Source organism: Aeoliella sp., assembly GCF_965227375.1.
In the GTDB taxonomy this organism is placed as follows: Bacteria; Planctomycetota; Planctomycetia; order Pirellulales; family Lacipirellulaceae; genus Aeoliella.
In genome coordinates this window covers 2,736,626-2,760,683 of the sequence record NZ_CBDDFX010000002.1, presented here as the reverse complement: position 1 = coordinate 2,760,683, position 24,058 = coordinate 2,736,626, and the positions used below count along the sequence as shown (strand labels likewise).

The following is a 24,058-nucleotide window of genomic DNA, read 5'->3' as shown; positions in this document are numbered from 1 at the left end:
GACGGGGCTAGCGGCGTATCGTGAGGTCCCTGCATGCTAGCCACACAAGCCACCACCGAAATACCTACCCAGAGCCTGCTCGAAATGGCCCTGGCCGGCGGGCTCAGCATCTGGCCCATCGCCCTGGCGTCGTTCGTCATGCTGGTGGTCGTGTTCGAGCGACTGGTGAGCCTCCGCCGCGGGCGTGTGCTGCCGGGGCCGTACATCCATTGCTTCTTGTCGCAGGTGGAAGACGGAACGCTCGATCGGCACGAAGCGCTGGAGTACTGCGAAGACGACTCGAGCCACATGGCCCGCGTGTTTGCCGCGGGCGTGCGGAAGTGGGGCAAACCGGCCGTCGAGGTTGAGCAGGCGATCCTGGACGAAGGCGAACGCACCGCCAATGTGCTTCGCCGATACCTGCGCGTGATTAACGGCGTCGCCACCGTCTGCCCGCTGCTTGGATTGCTCGGCACCGTGTGTGGCATGATGAAGGCCTTCAACGCCATTGCTGGCAGCGACGCCATGGGACGCCCTGAACTATTGGCCGGTGGCATAAGCGAGGCGCTGCTCTCCACCGCCGCGGGCCTGTTCGTCGCCATTCCTGCTTTGATCTTCTACATGTACTTCGTCGGCCGCGTCGACTCGCTGGTGATGGAGATCGACCAACATGGACAGCAGCTGGTGAACCTGATCTCCGCCGAAGCAAGCCAAAACCGCAGCAAGAAGAAGGCCGCGTAGCCCCACACTATGCCACTCAAGACCAGCCAAGACGATCAGATCCAATTGAACTTGACGCCGATGATCGACGTCGTGTTCCTGCTGATCATCTTTTTCATGGTGGCCACGAAGTTCACCGAAATCGATCGTAGCATCGAACTCGAACTGCCCAAGGTCGGCAGCGCCGGCGAGGCCGCCGTGCCGAACAAGCCTAAGGCGGTCACCGTGTTTGCGGACGGTCGTATCGAACTCGACGGCAAGTCGGTCGACCGCGCGACATTGGTGACTCAACTGACCGCAGCTCGGCAAGCCACGCCCGACCTCGACGTCATCCTACATGGCGACGCGAATTGCCCGTTCCAGCATGTGGCCGACACGCTGGCTGCGTGCCACGAGGCCGAAGTCACTCAGATTGGCATTACGGTCGAACTGGCAACGGCCATGAGCCAGAGCAAATCCTCAACGCGTAAATGACGTGCCCACCACGCCCATCATCGTCGCCGTATCGGTAGGGTACCTCGCGCTGTGGGGTGCCATGGGGGTGGTGTGCGTTGGGTCGCTTCTGCTGCTACGCACCGAATGGGCTCGCCGGCGGCCGATGTGGCGATGCGTGTTGATGTCGCTCGCCGCGCACGCCATGCTGATCGGCATTGCGGCGACGATTCGCTTCGTTGGCATGCCGCCAGGCGCGGAGAAGGACAAACCGGTTCGTGTGACCATCGTCTCGATGGCGCCGCAGCCTTCGATCGAAGCACCCGATACGCCTACCTCGACCCCGGAGGTGTCAGAGCAGCCGACCGAAGAGCCAGTTCCTGAAGTAGTGGAGGCGCCCAGCGAGGAACCCACCGAAGAACCAGCGCCACCAGAGCCAGAGGAACCACTGACGCCGCCGGATTTGATGCCGGAACCTGAAGCGGAGCCAGTTGTTGAGCCGGTCCAAAAGCCGGAGCCGAGTGAAATGGCGGAGGAGCCCGTGAAGCCACAAGCGGTGGCGGAGGTTCCAGAGCCGGCGCAACCGGAGCAGGTCGCGCAGCAGGAGCCGCCACAGCAAGCCGCGCCGCAGCCCACTCCACTACCCGCTCCACCGCAACCGGCTGCTGAACTCGCTCCGCCCGCGGTGCCTGCTTCGCTTGCCGAACGGATCAAACCCGACCGATTGCAGTCGGTCATCGAGCAAGGTGGTAGCCGAGAAACGGAGCAAGCGGTCGGCATGGCCCTCGAGTGGTTGGCCGATGCGCAAGCCGCCGATGGACGTTGGGACGCCAGCCGTTGGCAAGCGGGGCGCGAAATGTACGTACTCGGTCACAACCGCCTGAGCGCCGGCAGCCAGGCCGACACGGCGGTGACCGGGTTGGCGCTGCTGACCTTTCTCGGGGCAGGGCACACCCACCTCGACGGACCTTATCAACACGAAGTCGCCCGCGGCTTGGCGTACTTAATTCGTTCGCAAGACAACCAAGGCTGTCTGGCGGGAGGAGCCACCAAGTACGCCCGAACTTACAGCCACTCGATGTCGACTTTCGCTCTGGCCGAGGCCTATGCACTCACCAAGGACAAGCGACTTGAACCATCGGTCCGCCGCGCGGTCGACTATTTGCTATCCACCGAGAATAAGTCGGTAGGTGGCTGGCGGTATGGACCTCGCGACCCGGGCGACGTCAGTCAGCTGGGGTGGATCATCATGGCGCTGCGCAGCGCGGAACTCGCCGGTGTCCACGTGCCCGACGAAACTTGGGCTCGCGTCGAGAGCTTCCTGGCTCGCGTAGCTCGCGGCCGCCAGGGAGGTTTGGCCGCCTACAATACCCAGGCCAATTGGAGTCGCTCGATGACCGCCGAGGCGATGTACTGCCGCCAAGTGCTCGGCGTTCCGCTGAAGGGCGGCGCGCAAACCGAAGCACTCAATGCCTTGGGTAGCGAACTACCAGGTGACGACCTGACCAACTATTACTATTGGTACTACGCGGCGCTCGCTTTGCATCACGCACAAAACGATGGACTGGCGGCTCAGCATACCTGGGACCGTTGGAACCAGCGGATGAAGCGCGAATTGATCGGCGCCCAAGTGACCGACGGTGCGAACACCGGCAGTTGGAGTCCCAACACGGTCTGGGGAGGCTACGGAGGCCGCGTCTACACCACCGCCATGGCCGCCATGTGCCTGGAGGTCTACTATCGGTACGGCTCTCCGGGTGGCGGCAACAGCCCCTGGGTGGCGAGTCGTCCGCGCGGCGAATCTACCCAGCGGTAGGTCCACGGGGCCTTTCGACCGGCAAAATACGGCATTTGTTGCGGTTATAACGACTGGCCGCGTTTGACGAGGCCCCGCGCGGTTGTAGAATTACAGTCAGCGTTGGTCTATACTGTAAGGTCAACGGTCGGGCGGCTTTGCGTCCGATTGCCCACCCCCTCCGTTTGGACTGCACCGAGCGGCTTTCCTCGCTACGAGGTACTCAGAGATGTTTCCCGGCCACTGGCAAATCCTGATCGTCTTACTTGTTGTGTTGCTCCTGTTCGGCAACCGCCTTCCGCAGCTTGCGCGTTCGATGGGCATGAGCCTGACCGAATTCAAGAAGGGCATCAAGGAGATTGATGAAAAACCGGCGGACGACAGCAAGGATCCGACGCCCTAGACTCGACGCAGAAATTCATTAGCTCTGCTAGAGCGGGCAAGGTGAGAAAAGTATGTTCGGAATCGGCTATCCAGAACTGATGATTGTCGGCGTCGTGGCGCTGCTGCTATTTGGCAGCCGACTGCCCGAAGTGGCTCGCTCGCTGGGCAAGAGCCTTACGGAATTTAAGAAGGGCGTGCAGGGCGTGAAGGACGAGTTCAACGATGCGGTAAACTCCGGCGCCGACGCCGCCCGCTTCGACCTGGACGACCACCGCGACGAACCCGCACCAAAGTTCGAACCCCCCACCAGCCCACCCCGCGAAGAAGAAGCCACCTCCGGCTCTTCCGCGGCTAACTAGACCGCATTGCAGTTCTAGCATGGGCGAAAGCCACTGGTGGCTTCGGGCATCGAATGCTAAAATCTCCTCTTCCGATCCGGCGTCCCGAACGCCAAAAGATGGGCGGCTAGCTCAGTTGGTTAGAGCGCTGTGTTCACACCGCAGAGGTCACTGGTTCGAATCCAGTGTCGCCCACTCAAGTTCTTTGCCGATAAGCCCTTCGAGGCGACCCTCCAATGGTTGGAGGTGCGGCCGACAAAACACAAAGGTAGCCATTGGCTACCTTTAGCAAGTTTTGGAGGCACCGCACCGATGCCAAAAACTCTATCTCGGCCCAAGGTATTGCTGCCAGAAGCAGACCGGAAGTATGGGGACGAGAAGGCCTCCGAAGTGGCTCCCCTGAGGGGCGCGCTTCGCATCCCCTGCAGGATTCCTTCAGTGATGATGCCCTCGCCGGCGACATGGCAGCCTTTAACTAAGGAGTCCATTACCGCACCGACGGTTCGGGCTCAGGCGGACCGGGGACGATAAGGCACGACACCCGCAAGCGTGAAGAGTAGGAGTAGAACAGCACTCGGCTCGGGCACTTGAGCGCCGTGCGACGATTCGACACTTCCTATCGCAGCTCCAAAGTGTTGCTTCCATACCTCGTAGTCGCCGAGGTCGACCCCCGCAAGGCCATCGCCCCCGTCGTTAATCACCGCCTCGTCCGCTGCTCCCAGATTGTTGCGCCACACCGTGTAGTCGGCCAAGTTTACGAAGCCATCGTTGTTGTAGTCACCTGTTATCGTTGGTTCAATTAGGTAAGTGTTGTAGAAAACTTCAATTGCCTTAGCGAGGTCTCTTGCCGACTGTTGCCAAATATCCGGATTGCCAGGCGTAGTGCGGAACTCTCGACTGAATTCGATTTGGATGGAATCGATTCCAGTTGTCCGGTGACTTCCGTAGGTTGCGACTGTGTATCCTCCGTTGTAGATCGTTTCGCGTTCTTCTGATAGCGGCACGTTCGGCGGAGTAACCGGATATCCAAGTGTTTCAAGTTGGCCAAACACGCTGTTTGGACCCGTGAGTGCCTCCTCGCCGTGGAGTTCCAACAACTGCGTAACGGTCTGTCCGTTGCGGGTACCGCGAATCACGGTGTTGGGGTAGCTGCTTTGCCCATGTACGTCGATCAACAAACCCCGACCGTGGTCCAGCAGGACGCGATCGAGGGATTCGCGGACCGCGCCGTGATAGAACTCATAGTATGGTCGAGCGTCGCCATCTTCATATGACTCATTGGCGCCGTTGGGGTTGGCGCTGTTGCTTCGATTCTGGTCGATGTACAGACGGTCGATACGATTGATGATTTGATAGGGACGCGCGCCGGTAAGCAGCTCCAGCTCGTCACCCAGGGCGGCCGAGATCAGATGGGTGTTTTGATCGTTCAGGCAGACTTCCCCATCTACGTCGCAGACCCGTGGCGAAACATCGGAGGGAATCATCCCTCCACCATGCGGAGAAGTAATGATGATTGGCAGAGTCCCGACACTTATCTCGAGGAAGTCGCGTGGATCGTCCGCGCGGGCACTTGAACCAGCGATCGGGACCACGACCATGACCATAAGTCGTGCAGTTACACCTAAGCGTCGCCGCCGATAAACACGGTGAGTGCAGCTTTCCATCATGATGCAGAGAACTGGGTGCGGAGTCGAAATCCCATTACTGTGAGTGCAAGGCTGACAATGAGACTCGCCGGCTCCGGGACGGCGTGCACTGCCACGCTGTCACCGAAGCTGCTGCCAAAGGCGAGCCGCCAATCATTGTAGTCTTCGACGAGCACCGCGCCGGGTGTATTGTCGTTCGGGAGGATCGCCGAGCCGCCGAAATGGTTACGCCATACAGTATAATCAGCAATGCCGACGATACCATCTGCATTGAAGTCGCCGATCAATGGCGGTGGGTTGAACGAATCAAGCACATCGTAACCAAGGTCGCGCAGCAACGCTGCGTCCAATCGTGTGAAGTACTTACGCACACCTGCAAGAGAGTTAGGATCGAGCACCACTTCCGAAACAATGTCGTCAGAATCCCAGACAATCGATTGAACGTTGGTCTCGAAATGCCCGCCATCGCCAGGCACAGGCCCGCCGTACTCCGCCACCAGATTCTGCCCGATAAAGTCGCCGCTGGAATTAACGCCGACATAGTCCTCGATGATGCTCGTAGTTGCACCCAACGCGTGCATCAATTCGTGCATCGCAGTGGCGTAAAGGTCACGGTTGCCGCTTGCCGAAGGATCGATGGTGCTGAGCTGGAATCCTTTCCAAGTGTCCGAAGAGGTCGACCAGTCCCAATTGTCGTCGCTCGAGTCGCTGGATGGCGACTTGTCCGGATCCTGGTAACCATAGTTGTCTGTAGGGTCGATCCCCGGTGGCGAACCGGCGTACCAGGTCTTGGCTGTGTTGAAGTAGATCTTCCCACCCCAGGTATTGAACTCCGTTCCAGCAAACCCCGCCGAGTTGCGTCGGTCGTTGCTGTCGTAGCCGCCTTTGGCGTTGGACGACGTACCCGAGTCGAATGCGAACGCACCTACGTACACGACATACTCGTTCGCGGCAACACTGTCACGGTTGATCGTGTCGATGTTGTTGCTGCTGCTCGAGTAGCTATAGCCCTCCCCGTCGCTCTCAGGAGATCCTGTGAGCAACTGCCCATTCAGGCCGCGGATTGTCGAAGCAGCGATATCCGTAAGTGTGAAGGACTCGTCGAGCGAGTTCAAAGGGCTCCAGTCGTCGTTCGTGATAATCTGTGAGAGGAACTCGGCCGCTGCGCCCACGGCGCCGCGTCGCATCAAACCGACCTCTGATGTCGGGTCGAACCAGTTCTCGTTCTGCTCGTCGAGCGTGTAGTCGAGCGTAATCTGGATGGCTTGCGCGGGAGGGGGTAAGAGAATTAGCGCTGCGCACAGGATGCTTAACTGCATCACACTCGCGGCCCATCCTGAAATCCTTCGAAGGTTACTGCTCCGCAACGCCTGGAGTTGAATCACAGATCCAACTCCACAAACAACTCGCCGTCCTTTGGGTCACCCAGATAGACGTGGTCGCGGATGCTGAGGTCTTCGGTGACGAAGTGGACCGAACCATCGGCGAAAACTGCGAGAATACCGCCAGGATGCCAACCGTAAGCACAGTCGTTCACATCGCTCTTCCAGCGGCTATCACCGAAGGCGTCGAGTTCCGCTCGAGCGGCCAACACTTGCGGATCATCCCACTCCCAGAACCACTTCTTCTCACCGAACCCGCAATTGATATGGAAGTTTGTCTTGAACAGCACTACTTCATCCCAGTCGCCACCTGGCGTGCCGATCCACATTGGCCATCGCTGGCGATTGTTGAAGTACTCGATGGCATAGGACGACTCGGCGGCAGCCATTGTATTGGACAGGCCGTCGGTGATGTCCTTGAAGCGATACCGCTTTCGCTTGGGGCGCAGGATCCGGTGTTGGGCGGGGACACGTCCATCATTAAAATTGATCGTGTACTGATCACCGGCCCGCCCCGCGTCAGGCCGGATGAGGAGGCCACTCCCACCGATGCCCTTGGAGCCTTTGTAGGAACAGGTCGCATAACCACGCGCGGAGCTTCGGATCTCCGAGTCAAACGGGATGACCTCGGGCATATCGGCCGAAGGACACCTGAATGTGGAGATTGGCTGGTCGCCGGTCGGAATCGTGCGGTCCTCAGACTTCGCGTAGTCGAAGTGGCGGTAGAATTCCCACGCAGTTCCACTCCAGCCCGGGGGATAGTGCGCGGCAATCCGATCGAACTTGTTTTGCTCTTCGATGAACGGCAACAACCGGGTGAGCCAGCTTAGCCCCGGCGACTGATCGTCAGTGGGATTTGTATAGACGCCTTGGGGCAAAGCGCCTTCGGTGTCGTGGATGTTTTGCAGACCAAGTCCGATCTGCTTCAGATTGTTCATGCACTGCGTCCGACGCGCGGCCTCGCGGGCGGCTTGCACGGCGGGCAGCAACAATGCGACCAAGATGCCAATGATGGCAATTACCACCAACAACTCTACTAGCGTGAAACCTGCGCAGGATGCAGACCGACTGGAAGGCACTAGGCGCCTGATCGGGCTACACCTGCGTTCCGTGGCAGACGGGATCATTTCAATTGTCCTCAATTCTAATTCCCCAAAAAGCCTTGCGCGGTTGGCGCTCACACTCAGGTTCACACCGACGCGACTTTGTCAAACGCGGCGCCGGCGCACTTGGCTGCCGGTGACCGCGAACAGTAGTGACAACAAAACAATCGTGCTTGGCTCCGGCACTGCGGCTACCGCTGCTGGTGGGTCGAGCGTCATGCCGAAGTTCGCTTTCCAGAGATCATACTGGGCTGCTCCGATATCGCCACCAGCCGTATCGTTATCCAGGGTGCCAGCAGGCGACCCAAGGTTGTTGCGCCACAAAACATAGTCGGCGATGTTGACGACGCCATCATCGTTGAAGTCGCCTCCCAGAACCGTCGTGGTGCTGGCAAGCATCAAGGAATCAAGCGGTGCGTCACCATCCCATGTGACTTCAACGCCGTCGACGATTGCCGTGAATGCAGATGGATCCTCGAGGTATGACAGGCCGGTCAAACCATTGATGATTAACGAGCGAGCATCAATCACGCCGTCGGGGTCTTCCAGCACACTGAATCGCGTTTCGAGTTCTGCGTCGTACGACATGAAGATAATCTGCGACACGTAGTCTTCGCCCACGTAGCCAAAGTCATTGACCGTGTTCGTCGCAACCATAATCGACGGTGGATTGGCGCTCGAAGAAGCTGGGTCGATGTCTAACGAACCAAGGCTTGCGAACGACTCGTCCTCAAGGATTAGATCGCTTCCCTCGTTGACCGAATCGGCGGTCAGGGTGGAGGTCCCCTTGAGCGTGAGCGTTGTGCCCTCACCATCCGACCACGTGAACAGCGGCTCGACATCGAACGACATCACAATGTCGGTGTCGGTCACAGTGATGTCTGAATCGAATCGAATGGAAAGGCCGTCTTGGATCTCGAAGTTGGAGCCCGTTATATTGCCCATGGCCGTATCCACAAGCAAGTTGTCGCCAGCGCGCAATGTGGAGTTGATGATGGTGCCATCGTACTCGTCCTGGAATTCGATATCGTCGGCAGTGGACTCCAGCGTCGCATTCTCCATGTAGAGCATCCCGTCGAACAAGACGTCGTCGTTCACGATCAGCGATCCATTGACGATCTTAAGCGCCGAACCTGGGTCGAAGTCGACGGTCGCAATGATGTCGGCGGGGTCCGCGATACCCATTCCATTGGTCAACCTAACCTCCGCCCCGTTTTTGATCTCGAGACTCGCGCCCAGACCAAATTGGATCTGCTCCACAAACTCCGCAGTCACCGTCTTGTTACCGCCGATCAGATCGCCGTCGACAATTAGTGTGTAGGGAGTAATACCCTGATTGTCGATGGTGCTGATATTCGCAGGAAGCGGGTTGCCGTCGGCGTCCTCCCAGTTAGCGGCGAGTGTGAAGTCGCCCCCATCCGTCCCTACATAAGTGTAAGCTGAGGGAGAAAAACCAGTCTTCTCGGTCGTGTCGACCGCATACAGGTCCACGGCCCCGGCGTTGGTCATGTCGCCAAGATAGTATACCGTTTGCGAGTCCGGGCTAAACGCAATGTTGCCCGCACCGGAGCCGTTGCTCACGTCGAACCCAGCGGTGTTGGAAGGCGCCGGATCACTGATTCGGACACTCGTACCAGCCGCTCCCGCGAGGGACTTGAAGAACAGCTCGCTAGTACTTCCGACTGTCTGCCCGGCGGCGTAAGCAACCGAAAGCCCGTCGGGCGAAATGGCGAAGCTGCGCACGTCGCCGGCGAAGTGGAGTTCGTCGTTGAGTTTGGTTGGCGTCCCACCGGCCAGTGGCAGCGAGTACAGCTCGTTCTTGCCAGCGGTATCGTAGTCGCCGATGAACACCACATTCTGGCCATCAGGAGTGACCTCGAGCATGCCTGAGACGGTGAACTTTTCGTTCGGTCCTGGCGTCATCGAGATCGCAGTCGACGCACCTCCGGTAGCAGGCACCGTGTAGATGGTTGGACGATCGTCGCCTCTGTTTCGCGGCGTTGCGATCGGTGCATCCGGTGCGTAGACGATGGTGGCGCCATTGGGAGTCACCGCGTATAAATCTTCGTCGATGTCCCCGTCGGACGGCATGGTCACAGCGGTTGGCGTACCTCCAGCCGCAGGCACCGAATACAAAACGTCCCAGTCGGGAGCTGCCCAAACGGAGGGGAACGTCGATGGACTGTTTGCTCCGTTACTTCCCGTGTCCCACGGTGGAATGGTTCCGCCGAAGCCTGACTCGGAGTTGATGAAGAAGATCGTGCTACCGTCGGGGCTATAACGAGGCGTAAAATTGGAGTTGCCCGGCGCAACCGTGTTCGGCCCCGCGGCGGTGCCTGAGAACAGCCCGTTGAAGTCGCCCGACTCACCGGTGATCGGCATCGTGTGGATTGTGTTTTCGCTAGGGTCGCGCTGGCGTCCGTCGTGAATGTACAGAATCGTATTGCCGTCGGGCGAGACGATCGGTACGCCGTCGACGTCATAATTCTCCACCAGGAAACTTGTGGTGCTTAGTTGCACCGGATTTACCGTGCTGGAGAGGTCGTTAGGGATCGTAAAGCCGTAAACCCGGTCGTCATCCGCGTCGAAGTTTGCGGCGGCAATCACCTGGGTGCCGTCAGGCGTAAGCGAGAACGAAACGAAATCGGTTGGCGGGTCGCCGGGCGAAGTGGCAGGGTCGGTTATGAATCGTACCGCCAGTGCTTGACCACCGATAGCGAGCGAGGTCACGCACGTAGCAAATACAACGAGTCGGGCGAAAGTCATCAGTGGCTCCGGTTGATCTTTATTGAATTAGCTCTTGTCAAGTCAACGTTCGGGTTGGCTGGAGATCCTTGGGTTATCCGCTACGCCTGTCGGCGGACTGCCAGAGACGCACCACCAACACACAGCAAGGCGAGTAGCCAACTAGATGGCTCTGGCACAATCTGCAGCTTCACCGGAACCGCTCCGTCCCAGTCGGTAACGTTCCAGGTCGAAGAGTCGTCGGCGTAGCTCAATCCGGTCTTGGCATTGAAGATGGCTGCACGTACGTCGTTGCTCGACGCATTGACAATGTCCAGCATCGCGTCGCGAGACGTGAGGGTAATCGTTCCACCATTGGCGGCATCGACAGCGCCCGCGCCCGTATTGAGCGTCGCAACCGCGGATCCGCCTAGTACCAGCGAGATGCCATCGTCGACCTGGTTGGCGAGCAGTGTTGAGGTCCCGTCGAGGATCAGTATCGCGCCATTGCCATTGTTCGTATCGAACACGTCGTCGACATCGCCACCGCCGCCATTAACGTCGATCGCCGTGTTGGTCATCGCAATGCTGGCCGTGGGGTCGGCTGAGATGTTGCGTATCGCAAGACGATCGACGGTTGCAAACGTTGCGTTGCTGATCGAACTGACCAAGTCGTTAGAAATATCGAAGATCAGATTATCAACCGGCGCATCGAAAGCCGTTCCGTCAATCGTGAGACTGGTGAGGTTATCTTGAAATTCGATATCATCATTGAGCGACGTCACCATACCGCCGGAGAAGGAAGCTGTCCCTTCGAAGAAGATATCGTCGTCGACTGTCAGCGTCGAATCGACCAGTGAGAACGTGGATGACGAGTTCATGTCGAGTGCGTTGTCTGCCCCCGAGACTAGGAACGTTGCGCCGCCGAGCAGCGACAGCGAACCATCGCCAAAATCTACTTGACCGGCGGCCTCAACCGACGCCCCGTCAATAACCAGGTCGAGCGCGATCGCATTGGTTGCGCTGTTTACCAGCGGGTCATCGGCCAACGGACTACCCGTCCCATCTGCGGCGTCATTCCAGTTGGCTTCGTCGTAGAAGTCGCCGCCATCGGGGCCAACGTAGAAATAGGTTTGCCCGAATGCGGGCATGGCAGCCAGGGACATAAGCGAGAGAACAACGAGGCATCTCATGAGACTTCTCCAAAGGTGCGGCAAAGGTGGGAATATCCAGCGACTCCCGACCGATACTATGACGGGGAGGAACAAACACCACTGCGACGGAGCCAGCTAGCCAAGAAGCACTTGCAGCAATACAAAAAGACGAGACCCAAAGGCCGATTTTGCCAGGGGAACACGCGCATTGGATACACCATAGTCAATGAACGATCTGGCGACGCCGGATCGTTCCAAGGATTGTGCGCCTGGTGTTGCGGAATATACCCACTTGGAGCCCCGCAGGTCAAATGATTTATCTGCGGTGTGCGCTTAAGCGATATTTCTCTTCGCAAATCGTGGGCATAGAATCCGTCTTGGAGATCGGCTCGCATGTCGGGTCGCCAGGCATTATTCAAGGCAACAGGCGATGGTTGTTGATGAGGATCCGAGCTCTCCTGGCCATCGTTCCAATCGGCCTTTCTCGCGTACATTGCCAATCGTACCCATTATCCATGAGGAATTGCCTCGACTTGGCGGCCAGAGCGTAGCCGAATAGACCATCGCGTTCTGGGCCCAACAGGCATCTTCGCAGGCGCGGGTCTATACCCTCTTCTCTCGCTTGCCGGCCAGTATTCTCATTGGCCACAACGGTATTTCGTATCTTCCGTGCGCGAAACTCGGGGGTATGCTCGCCACCCCAGGCAGCAGCTGTCCGAGTGCGGGCGAAGGTGCAACGTTGCGATGGGGGCATCGTTCTTCTGGTGGTTGAGGCCTTTCTGGTGTCTCCATGAACGTGGGAACAACAACGGTCTGGGCATCCTATTTAGGATGGCTCAACAATGCAGAGTCGATCCCTGACTTCTCAATTCTGCTCCCTTAGCACGTCTGCATCAAAGTCACGCCAATCGTCCTCATCTTTCTCGGCGAGTTCGCGAATTGCACGATCGACTGCAGTAGAGTCGTTGTCCGCTTCCTCTTCCTCCTGGTCTGCCTCCAGAGAAACTGGTTCGGGGAGCGAGCTGAAAGAACTAGGCTTGAGGTCAACCAACGCCCTATCCTTTGAGCTGGTAGCGGAGGTCTCTTCAGAAAACCACGCTGTCGATGCTGGGCTCGAGATGGCCGCTGCGATGCTTGCTGATGCCGTTTGGCCCAGATGATTTCGCCAGATGACGTAGTCGGCAATGTCGACAACGTTGTTCTGATTGCCGTCGGCGCGGAGGTCGGTTGTTGAGCCGAAAGTCGACTTCCACAGCGAGTAGTCTCCCGGGGCAACCGTGCCGTCGTTGTCGTAATCGCCCGGGATGAGTGGGACCTCGGCGCTGCCGGGCGAACCATGAATCGAATTCGAGGGCTTCCAGTTGGCACCATCGTTGTAATCGCCTGCCGTGTCGATCACGACCAGCGACGGTCCGGCGCCGTCGGGCGTCGTAGGCCAGGCCTCCTCGCCGGGGTCGTCGCCGTCTTGATACTCGAAGTGTTGTATCGTCACGCCAGTGCGATCGGTAAGGACAATTGTCTCGCCGCCATTCGACAGCGCACCTGACCATTGGCCGAGTATGCGAATGGAGGTGCCATACCGAAACTCGAACGCGGCTTGGTCCTCGACCAGGACCGCTCGCTCGCCTGGAGCCAGGATGGTAGTCGCGTCGAAGGTAAAATCCAATCCTCCCGATAGTGCAACGGACCCCAGATCGATCGCATCGCCCGAGGTGTTCATCAACTCGATGAACTCAAACGCCTGGTTGTCGTCAAAACCGGCGTTGCTCTCGGCTGCTGAGGGATCTGCCGGATTGTAGTGCAGTTCGGTCACTCGGAGGTTGCTGAAGTCTGCCTGCGGAGTGACGGTGAAAGTCGCCTGGTTCAAGGCCGACCACTCTCCGCCGGAAAATGCCCTGGCCTTCACTACGGTTCGATCGTCGATGAGAATCCCAGATACTCCCGTCAATTCATCCGCCAGTAGTCGCAAGTCGAAACTGATGTCGCTGCTGTTTGGGGTGTTTTGATGAACTTCCACCGCAATCAGGTTGGTGCCGTCGATCAGGTCACCCGGGTCGAGCGTGAAGGTCAAGAACGTCTTGCCATCGTTCGGCGAGCTGCCTGCCGATGGCGTGTCGTACGCGACCGGGCTTCCTGGCACTCCCGACATGTTCGAGCGCTCGACCTCGTTTCCGTTCAGGTAGACGACCGCTCCATCGTCGACCTTCAGGTGCAGTGTGAGGCCGGTGAGCTGCGCGACATCGTCGACGTCGAACGTCTTGCGAAAGTACGTCGTCATGTTCTTCTGCACGCCCGATTCAACGGGATCGGTATCGATGAAGTTGACAACCGTCGCTTCGTCGCCTTCGCCATACCCAAGCTCTGCGTTGCCGACGCTCCAGGAGCTGTCGTCATAGCCAGGCTCCTTCCAAGCCGTTCCTTGATCCGAGCCATCATCGAGATAGCTCCACTCTGCGCCTTGGGCGATCAACGTAGTGGTTGTAAACCCACTTTCGAAGACCTGAGCGGCCGGATCGACACTGCCATCGGGCAGGCGCGGGTCGGGGCCATTCAGCGTGTAGTAAATCGTGCCGGCTGGGGCGCCAAGAATCACTGGAAAGCCATTCTCCACTTGCCCGCCAAACTGGTTGAAGACCGGGGCGTCGATCTCAGGGTACAGACCATCGGCTCTCAACTGAGCCAACACATTTATGTGTCTGGCCGGGATGATGTCGTTGAGCACTTCGTCGAGATTGTCATTCCAATCGTCGTCGAGCGTGAAAGGTGGCTCGCTACGCACATCTCCCCAGCGAGCAGATTCACCCACCATGGCCCGCTGGATGCTAAGGGCCAATTCCTCGAAGCGTGCGACAGCGGATTGGGTGGTAAGCGCGCCATCGTTGAAGAAATGTCTCTGAACTCGTTCCGCGAACAGCTCTTGATAGGCCGAGAAGCCCCGCAGCGCGCGATGGATCTGCGAAGGGGTGCCGCTGGCATTGACTTCGGTTCGGTCGTTCGTGGGCGACTTGAGCGCGAGTTCGGCATCCCACACGAAGAAGCGGAACTTCTCCCCGTCCAGCCGCCGCCGTGCGGCGTACCAGTTGTTCGACTGCCAGTCCTCGGTACCGCCCCAAAAGTTGAGCAACATGTAGTCGGCCAGGCTCTCGACGTCGACTAGCTCGGCCAGTTGATCGTATTCCGCCTGGTTCGTGATGCCGGCACTGGCCAGATCGATTGCTTGCTGCCAGGCGGTGCCATTGCCCGATTGCACCGTATAATCCCGGTGCTTGATGACGTCGTACTCGTCCTTGTTGCCCCCGAAGTAGTCTGCTTGAAAGTCGTCGTCGGGCCGCTCGCTCGGATTGTACAGCCCCCAGTAGATTCCATTGAGATAGAGATGCACAAACGTGCCGTGGGCTGAAACATGCCCCATGGCCCTATGCGTATCGCGCATAAACTGATCGTGCATGTAGAGAGCACGATGGCGATAGCTGTTTCCGATATTCCAGCTATCGTTGAAAGCCCCACGTAATACGACCGAATCGATGTGATCGACGGCACTCGTTCCAAACAAAGGGAAGTTGAGCTCCGAGTCGCCATACTCGTCGCGAAATACGAGTCGGAAGGGGTGCTTAGGCTGTGTCCAGGGTCGTCGCGATGCTCCTCCCTGCATGCGAAGCCCCACGTCGACCTGGAACCCAGTGGAGCCGTCGGGGTTGATCAGTTCGACCGATGCAGGGCGTTCCCAGGCGATCCCTTCTTGCAGCGGATTGGAGTAGATGCCTGTCGTCTCGTCGAACAACGCATCGGGATCGGTGACAATCGACAGCGTCGGGATCGACTTCAAGTCGTCGACAAAGGTATCGGCATAGCGAGGATCATTGACGACGTTCGGATCGATGTCGTAGTCGGCAATCGCGGTGTACAGCGAGCCACCAGCGCTGAAGTTACTGTGTGTTCCCCAATCGGACGGATAGTCGGCCGGATCGAGCGCAGCGCCCGACTGGTTCAGCACGTCTTCGAGAAAGAGATAGGTTTGCGTGTCGATGTTTGTCGGCAGGTATCCCGTCAGGAAGGCCATGGCCCTTAGCGTAGTAGTGCTGTCGATGGCGATGGCCGATGTGTACTCGGTGCCATGAACAATAGTGCCCGACTCGTCCACTACTGGTGGGCGACCATCGGTGGTGTAGACGATCGTGGCGCCCGGCGTTGTCGTCGAAACCTCGACATCGATCCCGTTGCCCAGTTCGTCGCGCTGATAAATGCCGCGATCGATGCTAAAGGTGGTGTCGGCGACAAAGCCCACCACGCCTGCACCATTGATGGACCCCGGTGTCGGCTCGGGAAAATAGCGTTCTAGCGGCGGTTGATTCTCGACCGCACGAAGCTCGGCAGACAAGACGAAATCGCTATCGCTTGCCGATAGGTTGAGCCCCTGAATTGCCAGGATGTTCTGCTGGTTGGCAAACAGCTCGCCCAAATGACTGGTGACGCTGATCGTCTCACCAGCCAGTATCGACTCCAAAGGTTGCTCGGCAGTCGCAGACGAATCGTAATCGAGTATCGCTGGGGCGTTGCGCCTGGCAATCTCGACTCCATTTAAATAGGCCACAAAGCCGTCGTCGTATTGGACGTCGAGAAACAGCTGATCAAACTCCGCAGTCTCTCCCACGGTGAACGGAATTCGCAGGTAGGCCGAGGCATTAACAGCCTGCATCGCACTCGAGACATCGGTTTGAACGAGGTTTCCTATGCCAGAGAGTAGTTCAGGCGACGTGCCGGCGGCTAGCAGAGCGATTTGATCAGAGTCCAGCGTCTCGCCCCAGATCGCCATGTCGTCGATCAGTCCATTGTAGTACCACTGGGGTCCGCCGCTATCGATATTGCGGCCGATCGCCATGCCAGTCAGGTTTTGAATCTGTCCCCAAAACGGCTCCACGCCGGTCGATACCAGGGCGCCGTCGACATAAAGTTTGGCTTGTTGGGTACTATCGACCGTAATCGCTGCATGATGCCACTGTTCGTCATTGAAATTGAGGCCGACGATCTGTCCACTCTCGCCATTCGGGTTGCCACCTTCATCGCGAACATCCCAAGTCAACGCGGTGCCATCCTCGAAAAAGAACCGCCCTTCCGTTGAACCTTGCGACGAATTGTAAGCCGACACCAAAACGCTCGCCCCGCCATCGCCTGGTGTGTTGAACCACACCGAAATGGTTCCCTCGTTGAGCGACGAAAACGAAGATAGATGGCCTGTCAAATCGACGTAGTCGGTTTCGCCATTGAAGCTCAGCGACTTGCCCCCACCAAGTTGCGTCGGAATGTTAGAGACATAAACACCGCCCACCTGCGTGCCATGGTTGCTGGCGACTTGGTCCAATACGTCGTCGTCAAAATCCCAGTAGGCAACCAGATCGAGCGGAGTCTCGGTTTCGAAACCAACGGGAGTCGCGACATCGAACCAGTCGGTCTGCCCTGGATCATCGTCGAACGGCTCTTCGCCCGGATGGCCGGTCCAAGTTTGGCCGAGCGATCCATCGGTCGGAATCAACATCCGTCCCATTTCGTCGCTCGATACCAAAGTGGTTGTCGCACCAATCACTTCGAGGCCATAGGAAATGTCGGTCTCTTGCTCGGGATAGTCGCTGCCGGCATGGCCGAATTCCGAAACGACATCGCTTGCCATGCCCCCCGGCCGCACGAGCGCCAAGTACTCGCCGCCGGCGGCCAAAGCAAAGGTGGTGTGCAGAAAACCACTCGCGTCGACATAGCCACTAGTGGCTTGATCGGAGGCGAACACGAGCAGGTACTCGTTGGGATCCAGTACCGACTGCGGCAGGCTGGGAAAGGTCCATTTGTCGAGTTCCCCTGCATTGTCGGTCAGGTGCCACCCCGCCAGATCGATCGCCTCAGGGGTGGGATTGTGGATTTCAATCCAATCCGAACTATTCCCGTCGCCGTCCTCCATCGAGCTGTTGGAGGCCAAGAACTCTGTGATGACAGGAGTCGTCGATAGGACGAGCCTCGGCTCCAAGTGTTCAACGCCAAGCGTCGGCGATCGACGAGAAGCGGACGAGGTTCGCCGCCGTGCGGTTGTACTATGCCTGCGCGACAGTACCCGATATCGCAATGCTACCTCTCTGAACCGAGTCTCCGCTTCAACCCATCGCCTGGAACCGAGCCAGGCCCGCCGAATAGACCTTATTGTAACCTTGTGCACATAGGGCGTCGCGATGGCACAATATATTTCTCGCAGTTCGTGTGACCTTGGAAGGTGCGTTTACACGTGGATCCGAAATGCGAGACCTTCAGATTGCACCGTATTCGCCGGAGTTAGTAGGCGAACCAACCAGACCTCCCCACGCGTGTTCCTTCAGCTGCATTCGCAGCAAATTGCGCGGTTCCCAGAAAGTTTCTATCGCGCGAAGTGCATGTCCGCCGCTAACTCCGCCTATTCAAAGTGAGCGAGGCGGATGAGTTCGACCAACTGTTCGAAAAAGCGAACATCCGTTTCGTCGAAACCATTGATCTGTTCGCTATCAATATCCAGCACTAGCTCGACCACGTTTCCGGCAACCAGCGGCACCACGACTTCCGACTTAGAACTGCTGCTGCATGCGATGTGCCCCGGAAAGTCGTCCACGTTCGGCACGACGATGGTTTTCATGTCGCGTGCAGCTGTACCACAGACTCCTTTGCCTACCGCGATACGGGTGCACGCCACGGGGCCGTGAAATGGCCCCAGCACCAGTTCGTCGCCTACCATTCGGTAGAATCCAATCCAAAGAAAGTCACAGTACATCCGGACCAGTGAGCTGATGTTGGCCAGGTTGGCAATCAAATCGGGCTCATCGCGAACGAGCTCTTGCGCTTGCTGCAGCAGCAATTCGTACTTCTCCGCTCGTGGAGTGTCCGTCGGTATCTGCATCGTGTGTGACATGGCTCAATGCGCTAAGAGGATGGGGCGAGAGGTTGTATCCCGGTGTATCGTAACAACATGACCTCTGGAGTGCAGGTCCCAGTAGCAAGCCGCCAATCGAAGGTTCTGCCGCCGGAGCAGGCGTCCAACACTTCTTGCCCGCGCGAATACTCTCCATCTTTTTTACCAGGATTTTCGAGAACCTGGGTGGCCTGCGCTTGTCCTAAATGGCAACACAGACGCGAGGGGGCGGTTCCGTCCCGCGATCTGTGTGGGAAGGAGTTAACATGGTTGCCAAGATTCAGCAAGCACCTCTGTTGCACATTCGATTCGATGGTCGCAGCTTCGATATTCCGCTGGCCGATCTCGATGTCGGCGCGTTGTCGAGCGATCGAGAGCTCAAGCAGGCGCTTGGCGGATACCTTGATGTTCGCCCGGACCGACTGCGCGACTACACGATCGACCGGCACGAGACGGGCAACTTGACCGTTCGACCCGAGGCCGTGTTCGGCTAACAAAACAACCCGTACCCAACGACCTAAGCCTACAAACAAGTTCCCTCGAAGGACGAAGCTGTGGGTTCGAGTCCCACCGGGCGCTCTCGATGCAGAGTTTCTTGGCGCCTGTAGCTCAATCGGCAGAGCGCGTAGTTTTCGTGCTTAGGCAACTTGTACGGGTCCTTTATTACGACTGAAAGCTCGCGTTCCAACGGATTGCGAGTTGCGAGTAGAAACTGCGTGCCCAATGGTGAGAGCTTACAAACAACGCGCCACCATCAATTGGTCATGGAAGGACGAGAGGCCCCGCGAGGTCTGAGGTCCGCCTGGTTCGAATCCAGGGGTTGGCACCGACCATGTTTTCGCCGCTTTTACGACTTGCATGCAGTTTCTGCTCGCTTTCGGCCGGATCCGATTCACGTCGCGTGCCCAACAGCATGAGCTTACAAACTTAGCTCAATAGGTTAGAGCACCGGAATGATAATCCGGGTGTTGTCGGTTCGATTCCGACAGTTGCACCAGATGCTTATGTGACTCGCACGCGACTTGCACTTCAAATTAGAGAGAACATCCCGTACCCAACGGCACAAGCGTACAAACATTCCAATCATACTGGAGAGGTTGCAGGTTCGATTCCTGCCGGGGCAATTTATTTGGAAAATTGAGCCCCGTAGTTCAATGGTAGAACGCTTAGTTTTCGTGCTTATGCGACTCGTACGGGGGTTTCAAACATCGATCCGCCAATGGCAAATGCGCCGTACCCAACGGTAGAAGCTTACAAACTAAATGACGGTCCTAAGGTAGCCAAGCCGAGGCGACTCGGTCAAGGTGAAGCTCGCCAGGCTCTGCGGAGTTGTCGCGAGTGGGTCCACTGCTGGTCATTGTATTGATGATCCGTAAGGACGGCCGAGAAGTTGTGCCTGCTTCTGCGACTTGTACGGCGAGTGCCAGGCAATCGAACACTCGAAATTAGTTTAGGAATCAATAGCAGTCAGTTACGTCCGTACCCAATGGCATGAGCTTACAAACTGGAAAGCATGGCCACAGGCCATGTGTAGGTTCGAACCCTTCCCTCGCCGCTTGAGAACCCACTCGGGCGAGGTTAATCGCTCTTGCGACTCGTACGGACATAGCTTCCATGGGGGTTTGCCCAACCGCGAAAGCTTACAAACACGTGACCTGAAAAGTCACTGCCCTTCCAAGGCAGAGTCCCGGCTTTCGAAACTTGCAAACGCCCTTATAACACAACACTACTTTAACTGCGGAAGGAGGAGAGCCATGGCAGATCGCGAACAGGACATTCGAGTAGAGATTCTGAATACGTTGCTCACCACTCCGCATCGTGCGCTCGACAAGACTTGGCCGGTCCACCAGGACCTGATTGCCAAGGACCCGCGGTTCTACGTGCGTCTGGCAGCCTGGTACGCTGAGAACGGCGACGTTCGCGACCACAAGGAGATGTTCATCATCAACCTAGTGCTGTCGAAGTTCGCTGGTCACCGCGACGTTGGATTGGCAATGCTCCGCGCGCTGCCGCCTTACGAGGTAGCACGCGTGGTGGACTTCATCGCTGGTCGTAAGAAGACGCGTGGGTTGCGTCAGGGCCAGAAGCTTGCTGCGCAGGCGGCCAAGTCGAAGCAGGCTCGCAAGAGCTTTGCCCGACAGCTGTTCGGTGGCAAGCAGACTGCTGAACAGACGCCGAAGCTGCCGACTACCTTCACCGAAGAGTACGGTTTGTTCCGCAACGTTCCGCGGGCCATGAAGACCGAGGTCACCCGCTACCTGCGCGAGCGGGAGGGCGATCCGCAGTGGTTCGACGGTAGCGTGCTGAACGCCCGCAAGGCGATGAAGCGGCTGTACGCGCTGTTGCACGTCCGACCGGGCGATCGCGCTCAGCGGATTTTGTTCGACAAGGATCCGCCGAGCGATAGCCGTGTGTACGCGCTGCGTCAGCTGGCGGCTGCCGACACGCCGGCCGAACAGGCCGAAGCGATCGTGCGGTACAACATTCCGTACCGTGTGGCTGCGACGGTCATCCGGCAGATGACGCCTACCGTGCTGGTGGCGCTGGTGGAGCAGATGAGTTCTCAGGAACTGATCAACAGCCTCGCAGCGCTCAAGCGACGCGGTGCGCTCGACGTGCCGGAGATCAGCTCGCTGGTCGAGGCCAAGTTGGCGTCGGCCAAGACCTCTGATCGCGTGAGCGGTTTGAAGGCCGAAAAGGCCATTCAGGCAGCTGGCGCTGCGGACGGTTTGCGCCGTGCTCTGGAAGACGTCGCCGATACGCAGATCAAGGCCAAGGGTCGCATCACGCGGCCGACGGCCCTGTTTGTCGACAAGTCGTCGTCCATGACCAGCGCTATCGAGCTGGGCAAGCGTATCGGCTCGATGATCTCGGCGATCTGCGAGAGCGAACTGTACACGTACGCTTTCGACACGATGGCTCACGAAATTGTTGCTAGCGGTCACGACTTGGCCGACTGGGAGCGTGCATTCGATGGCATCGGTGCGTACGGCGCAACGTCGTGTGGCGTGGCGGTCAAGGCTCTTGAGCGCAAGAAGCAGTACGTCGAGCAGATCATCATGATCACCGACGAACAGCAGAACACGCCGCCACCGTTCGTGCCAGCGCTGCGCGAGTACCGGGCAACCGTTGGCGCTGATCCGACGGTCGTGATCGTCCGCACGCCGGGCGGTAGCGACTATGTCGAGCAGCAATGCCGACGTGAAGGTGTGCAGGTAGACGTCTTCAAGTTCGAAGGCGACTACTACTCGTTGCCAAACCTCGTGCCAATGCTCGCTCGCCCGAGCAAGCTCGAGCTGCTGATGGAGATCATGGACTACCCACTTCCCGTGCGGAAGAGTGCGTAGGCTGTGACTTGTTGTAACCTGCACGAGAGCCGGTTTGTCCGTGTGGCAGGCCGGCTCTCGTTTTTTGTATCTGTACTACTACCATTTCAATGACTCGCCGAACGCGAAATCAGACTAGCGCCTTGCTCCGCCGACTGGCGGCAGCCGAAAACTCCTTCCTGGAGCAGGAGTTCCTTGCGCCCGTCGTGAGCGGCGGCGTGGTCCGCGTGCGCGTGGGCGGCGTGATCTGCAAGTTGCGGGTCGAGCCAGCCGACTTTGTGGGCTGGGGCGTGTTTCGTCCCGTGTCGCACACCGAGGCGCTGCTCGAACGCGAGGCTTCGCTGGCCGAGCGACGCGCGTACTTGAAGTTGCTGCCGGACGTGCGGCTGGTTGTGTGCCGCCGTGCCCGCGACATGTGGTTCGGTTCGGCGGGCCGCTTTGGCGATGGTCGAATCGACCTCGTAGGCGCTGCACCGATTCAGTTGGCTACCGAGGTGCAGCAGTTCGACGTGGTCAGCGCCCGCTTCGACGGTGGATTGTTCTGGTTCGACGAAGTCGATCGCCGGCACGATCCGCGTCAGGCGAGCTACCTACGCGAGGCTTTGAGTGAGCGCGTGGTGCCCACCGAGGTGGCCCGCAAGGGACTCACCGCCGAAGAGCGGGCGGCTTACGACCTGGCCTACTGGGAGTTGGTTCGTCCGCCTGAGGAACGTCGAGCAAAGCGTCGCCGTGGTCGGCACGCGGTGGAGCTGCCGGTCGACAACGATCTGGTGGCAAGGCGGCTGCGGGAGAGTCTTTCGCATGCCGGCGCCGAATTGGTCGACTACCTCGAACGTGCGGACGGTTTTCGTGTCCGTTACCAGGTGGGCGGTCAGCACTACACGTCGAGTGTCGACAAGAACGACCTCACCGTGCAGGTGGCTGGCATCTGCCTAAGTGGCGAAGACGAGAAGTTCGACCTTGGCAGCCTGGTAGGCGTGTTGCGGGAAGGAGCCGGCGACGTCCTGCGTGTAGGTGACCAAGGAATTCTGGAGTCAGACTATTGGCAAATTCATCCGCGAAGAAACCGATGAGCCGCAAAGTCGTCGTTGAGCGATGCTGGATGCTCGTGGGACGACGACAAGGCCCGTTTTGGTACGCGCGGCGTGTGCAACGAAGCGTTGGCAAGCCAACGAGCGTCGCCTTCGACGCCGACTGGGCTTTGGCCCGGGAGGAAGCGAAGGGCGACCTCGTCGGTTTTTACCACACGCACCCGTCGGGCTTGGCCACGCCCAGCGTGCGCGACGACCGCACCATGGCAGCCTGGGTCGCCTGCTTTGGCAAGCCACTGCTGTGTGTGATTGAAGCCGACGATCGCCCACGAGCATACCTGTACGATGGGCGACTCCGCAGCGGTGTGGAGCTGTGTGCCTGCGAGCGATTGCCTCGCGGAATCGTGTTGATGTTCGACGATCGAACCGAAGACGAAACGGAAGAAAACTGGAGGAACCAATGCGAAGCAAGTACCTGCACGAAGAAATCTACCGCGGCGCTGGCGAAGTGACCAAGCTGGCCGAGCCGTTGGTGGCCGTGTGCGGCGCCGGCGCGCTCGGTTCGAATCTGGTCGACAACCTGGCGCGGCAGGGCTTTCTGCAGCTGCGCGTAGTCGACTTCGACCGCGTCGATCAACACAACGTGAGCACGCAAGCCTACGGCGTGGCCGACGTCGGCGCGCCGAAGGTCGACGTGCTGCGCAACCAGGTGTTCCGCGCGGCCGAGGTGGAACTCGACGCGGTAGACAAGAAGCTGGACGAGCGCAACGTGCGGAAGTTGCTCAAGGGCGCCGACCTGGTGGTCGACACCTTCGACAACTCGGCGTCTCGCCAGCTAGTCCAACAGCATTGCCGCGAAGCGGGTGTCGAGTGCCTGCACGTGGGACTCTACGCCGACTACTGCGAGGCCGTGTGGGACGAGTTCTACCGCGTGCCCGCCGACGCCGAAGGCGATGTGTGCGAGTACCCACTCGCGCGCAACCTGGTGCTGCTGGCTGTGGCGGTGGCCTCGGAACTGTTGGTTCGCTACGTACTCGCGGGTGAGAAGGAGAACTACTCCGGCACGCTACGCGACTTTGCGGTTAAGCCGTTGGGGTTCTAGCTAAAATCGTCGGGGCAAGGTTG

General features: G+C 58.6%; 17 protein-coding genes and 2 tRNA genes. 12 read left to right on the top strand and 7 right to left on the bottom strand.

The features are described from left to right. Window positions 1–33 precede the first annotated feature (33 nt). From ACQK2L_RS23720 to ACQK2L_RS23695, 6 genes are all read left to right on the top strand, one after another. Entirely contained in the window at window positions 34–720 is a 687-nt protein-coding gene (locus ACQK2L_RS23720; RefSeq protein WP_425399526.1) for a MotA/TolQ/ExbB proton channel family protein, read from the top strand. Window positions 721–729: 9 nt separating this feature from the next. Further along, on the top strand, window positions 730–1,173 hold the full coding sequence (locus tag ACQK2L_RS23715) for an ExbD/TolR family protein (RefSeq protein WP_425399525.1): 444 nt from the start codon (window positions 730–732) through the stop codon (window positions 1,171–1,173). A 1-nt stretch (window position 1,174) separates the two neighbouring features. Next, window positions 1,175–2,947, top strand: a complete 1,773-nt coding sequence (locus ACQK2L_RS23710; RefSeq protein WP_425399524.1) for a hypothetical protein — start codon at window positions 1,175–1,177, stop codon at window positions 2,945–2,947. Window positions 2,948–3,155: 208 nt separating this feature from the next. Continuing rightward, window positions 3,156–3,329 (top strand): twin-arginine translocase TatA/TatE family subunit, encoded by a 174-nt coding sequence (gene tatA, locus ACQK2L_RS23705; RefSeq protein ID WP_425399523.1) that lies wholly within the window; start codon window positions 3,156–3,158, stop codon window positions 3,327–3,329. Window positions 3,330–3,381: 52 nt separating this feature from the next. After that, window positions 3,382–3,669, top strand: a complete 288-nt coding sequence (locus tag ACQK2L_RS23700; RefSeq protein WP_425399522.1) for a Sec-independent protein translocase subunit TatA/TatB — start codon at window positions 3,382–3,384, stop codon at window positions 3,667–3,669. Window positions 3,670–3,769: 100 nt separating this feature from the next. Then, window positions 3,770–3,843, top strand: a tRNA-Val gene (locus tag ACQK2L_RS23695). Between the two features lie 314 nt (window positions 3,844–4,157). Here ACQK2L_RS23695 and ACQK2L_RS23690 read toward each other — a convergent pair. From ACQK2L_RS23690 to ACQK2L_RS23660, 7 genes are all read right to left on the bottom strand, one after another. Then, window positions 4,158–5,246 carry an N-formylglutamate amidohydrolase gene (locus tag ACQK2L_RS23690; protein ID WP_425399521.1) on the bottom strand — a complete coding sequence of 363 codons (1,089 nt, stop codon included), beginning with the start codon at window positions 5,244–5,246 and terminating at the stop codon, window positions 4,158–4,160. A 65-nt stretch (window positions 5,247–5,311) separates the two neighbouring features. Further along, on the bottom strand, window positions 5,312–6,613 hold the full coding sequence (locus ACQK2L_RS23685) for a hypothetical protein (protein ID WP_425399520.1): 1,302 nt from the start codon (window positions 6,611–6,613) through the stop codon (window positions 5,312–5,314). A 62-nt stretch (window positions 6,614–6,675) separates the two neighbouring features. After that, window positions 6,676–7,803 carry a DUF1559 domain-containing protein gene (locus ACQK2L_RS23680; RefSeq protein ID WP_425399519.1) on the bottom strand — a complete coding sequence of 376 codons (1,128 nt, stop codon included), beginning with the start codon at window positions 7,801–7,803 and terminating at the stop codon, window positions 6,676–6,678. A gap of 81 nt (window positions 7,804–7,884) precedes the next feature. After that, complete coding sequence (locus ACQK2L_RS23675; protein ID WP_425399518.1) at window positions 7,885–10,545, bottom strand: PEP-CTERM sorting domain-containing protein; 2,661 nt, start codon at window positions 10,543–10,545, stop codon at window positions 7,885–7,887. 80 nt (window positions 10,546–10,625) lie between these two features. Then, on the bottom strand, window positions 10,626–11,696 hold the full coding sequence (locus ACQK2L_RS23670; RefSeq protein ID WP_425399517.1) for a PEP-CTERM sorting domain-containing protein: 1,071 nt from the start codon (window positions 11,694–11,696) through the stop codon (window positions 10,626–10,628). An 826-nt stretch (window positions 11,697–12,522) separates the two neighbouring features. Further along, window positions 12,523–17,622 (bottom strand): lamin tail domain-containing protein, encoded by a 5,100-nt coding sequence (locus tag ACQK2L_RS23665; protein ID WP_425399516.1) that lies wholly within the window; start codon window positions 17,620–17,622, stop codon window positions 12,523–12,525. A gap of 465 nt (window positions 17,623–18,087) precedes the next feature. Then, window positions 18,088–18,576 (bottom strand): GAF domain-containing protein, encoded by a 489-nt coding sequence (locus ACQK2L_RS23660; protein ID WP_425399515.1) that lies wholly within the window; start codon window positions 18,574–18,576, stop codon window positions 18,088–18,090. A gap of 266 nt (window positions 18,577–18,842) precedes the next feature. Here ACQK2L_RS23660 and ACQK2L_RS23655 point away from each other — a divergent pair, with 266 nt between their 5' ends. The 6 genes from ACQK2L_RS23655 (at window position 18,843) to ACQK2L_RS23630 (ending at window position 24,035) form a co-directional block, all read left to right on the top strand. Continuing rightward, window positions 18,843–19,070: a hypothetical protein gene (locus ACQK2L_RS23655; RefSeq protein ID WP_425399514.1), complete on the top strand. Its 228-nt coding sequence runs from the start codon at window positions 18,843–18,845 to the stop codon at window positions 19,068–19,070. A gap of 550 nt (window positions 19,071–19,620) precedes the next feature. After that, window positions 19,621–19,700, top strand: a tRNA-OTHER gene (locus tag ACQK2L_RS23650). Window positions 19,701–20,330: 630 nt separating this feature from the next. Then, window positions 20,331–21,923, top strand: a complete 1,593-nt coding sequence (locus ACQK2L_RS23645; protein WP_425399513.1) for a hypothetical protein — start codon at window positions 20,331–20,333, stop codon at window positions 21,921–21,923. 89 nt (window positions 21,924–22,012) lie between these two features. After that, on the top strand, window positions 22,013–22,975 hold the full coding sequence (locus ACQK2L_RS23640; protein WP_425399512.1) for a hypothetical protein: 963 nt from the start codon (window positions 22,013–22,015) through the stop codon (window positions 22,973–22,975). Continuing rightward, window positions 22,972–23,445, top strand: coding sequence for a Mov34/MPN/PAD-1 family protein (locus tag ACQK2L_RS23635; protein ID WP_425399511.1), 474 nt, complete (start codon window positions 22,972–22,974; stop codon window positions 23,443–23,445). The genes ACQK2L_RS23640 and ACQK2L_RS23635 overlap by 4 nt, the downstream gene beginning before the upstream one ends. Further along, window positions 23,394–24,035 (top strand): HesA/MoeB/ThiF family protein, encoded by a 642-nt coding sequence (locus ACQK2L_RS23630; protein ID WP_425399510.1) that lies wholly within the window; start codon window positions 23,394–23,396, stop codon window positions 24,033–24,035. The genes ACQK2L_RS23635 and ACQK2L_RS23630 overlap by 52 nt, the downstream gene beginning before the upstream one ends. Window positions 24,036–24,058 lie beyond the last annotated feature (23 nt).

What these genes read in the sequence shown, in the direction of transcription:
- ACQK2L_RS23720 (WP_425399526.1), top strand. Translation starts at nt 34, where the DNA reads ATGCTAGCCACACAAGCCACCACCGAAATACCTACCCAGAGCCTGCTC.
- ACQK2L_RS23715 (WP_425399525.1), top strand. Translation starts at nt 730, where the DNA reads ATGCCACTCAAGACCAGCCAAGACGATCAGATCCAATTGAACTTGACG.
- tatA (WP_425399523.1), top strand. Translation starts at nt 3,156, where the DNA reads ATGTTTCCCGGCCACTGGCAAATCCTGATCGTCTTACTTGTTGTGTTG.
- ACQK2L_RS23700 (WP_425399522.1), top strand. Translation starts at nt 3,382, where the DNA reads ATGTTCGGAATCGGCTATCCAGAACTGATGATTGTCGGCGTCGTGGCG.
- ACQK2L_RS23690 (WP_425399521.1), bottom strand. Translation starts at nt 5,246, where the DNA reads ATGGTCGTGGTCCCGATCGCTGGTTCAAGTGCCCGCGCGGACGATCCA.
- ACQK2L_RS23685 (WP_425399520.1), bottom strand. Translation starts at nt 6,613, where the DNA reads ATGCAGTTAAGCATCCTGTGCGCAGCGCTAATTCTCTTACCCCCTCCC.
- ACQK2L_RS23680 (WP_425399519.1), bottom strand. Translation starts at nt 7,803, where the DNA reads ATGATCCCGTCTGCCACGGAACGCAGGTGTAGCCCGATCAGGCGCCTA.
- ACQK2L_RS23675 (WP_425399518.1), bottom strand. Translation starts at nt 10,545, where the DNA reads ATGACTTTCGCCCGACTCGTTGTATTTGCTACGTGCGTGACCTCGCTC.
- ACQK2L_RS23670 (WP_425399517.1), bottom strand. Translation starts at nt 11,696, where the DNA reads ATGAGATGCCTCGTTGTTCTCTCGCTTATGTCCCTGGCTGCCATGCCC.
- ACQK2L_RS23660 (WP_425399515.1), bottom strand. Translation starts at nt 18,576, where the DNA reads ATGTCACACACGATGCAGATACCGACGGACACTCCACGAGCGGAGAAG.
- ACQK2L_RS23655 (WP_425399514.1), top strand. Translation starts at nt 18,843, where the DNA reads ATGGTTGCCAAGATTCAGCAAGCACCTCTGTTGCACATTCGATTCGAT.
- ACQK2L_RS23645 (WP_425399513.1), top strand. Translation starts at nt 20,331, where the DNA reads ATGGCAGATCGCGAACAGGACATTCGAGTAGAGATTCTGAATACGTTG.
- ACQK2L_RS23640 (WP_425399512.1), top strand. Translation starts at nt 22,013, where the DNA reads ATGACTCGCCGAACGCGAAATCAGACTAGCGCCTTGCTCCGCCGACTG.
- ACQK2L_RS23635 (WP_425399511.1), top strand. Translation starts at nt 22,972, where the DNA reads ATGAGCCGCAAAGTCGTCGTTGAGCGATGCTGGATGCTCGTGGGACGA.
- ACQK2L_RS23630 (WP_425399510.1), top strand. Translation starts at nt 23,394, where the DNA reads ATGCGAAGCAAGTACCTGCACGAAGAAATCTACCGCGGCGCTGGCGAA.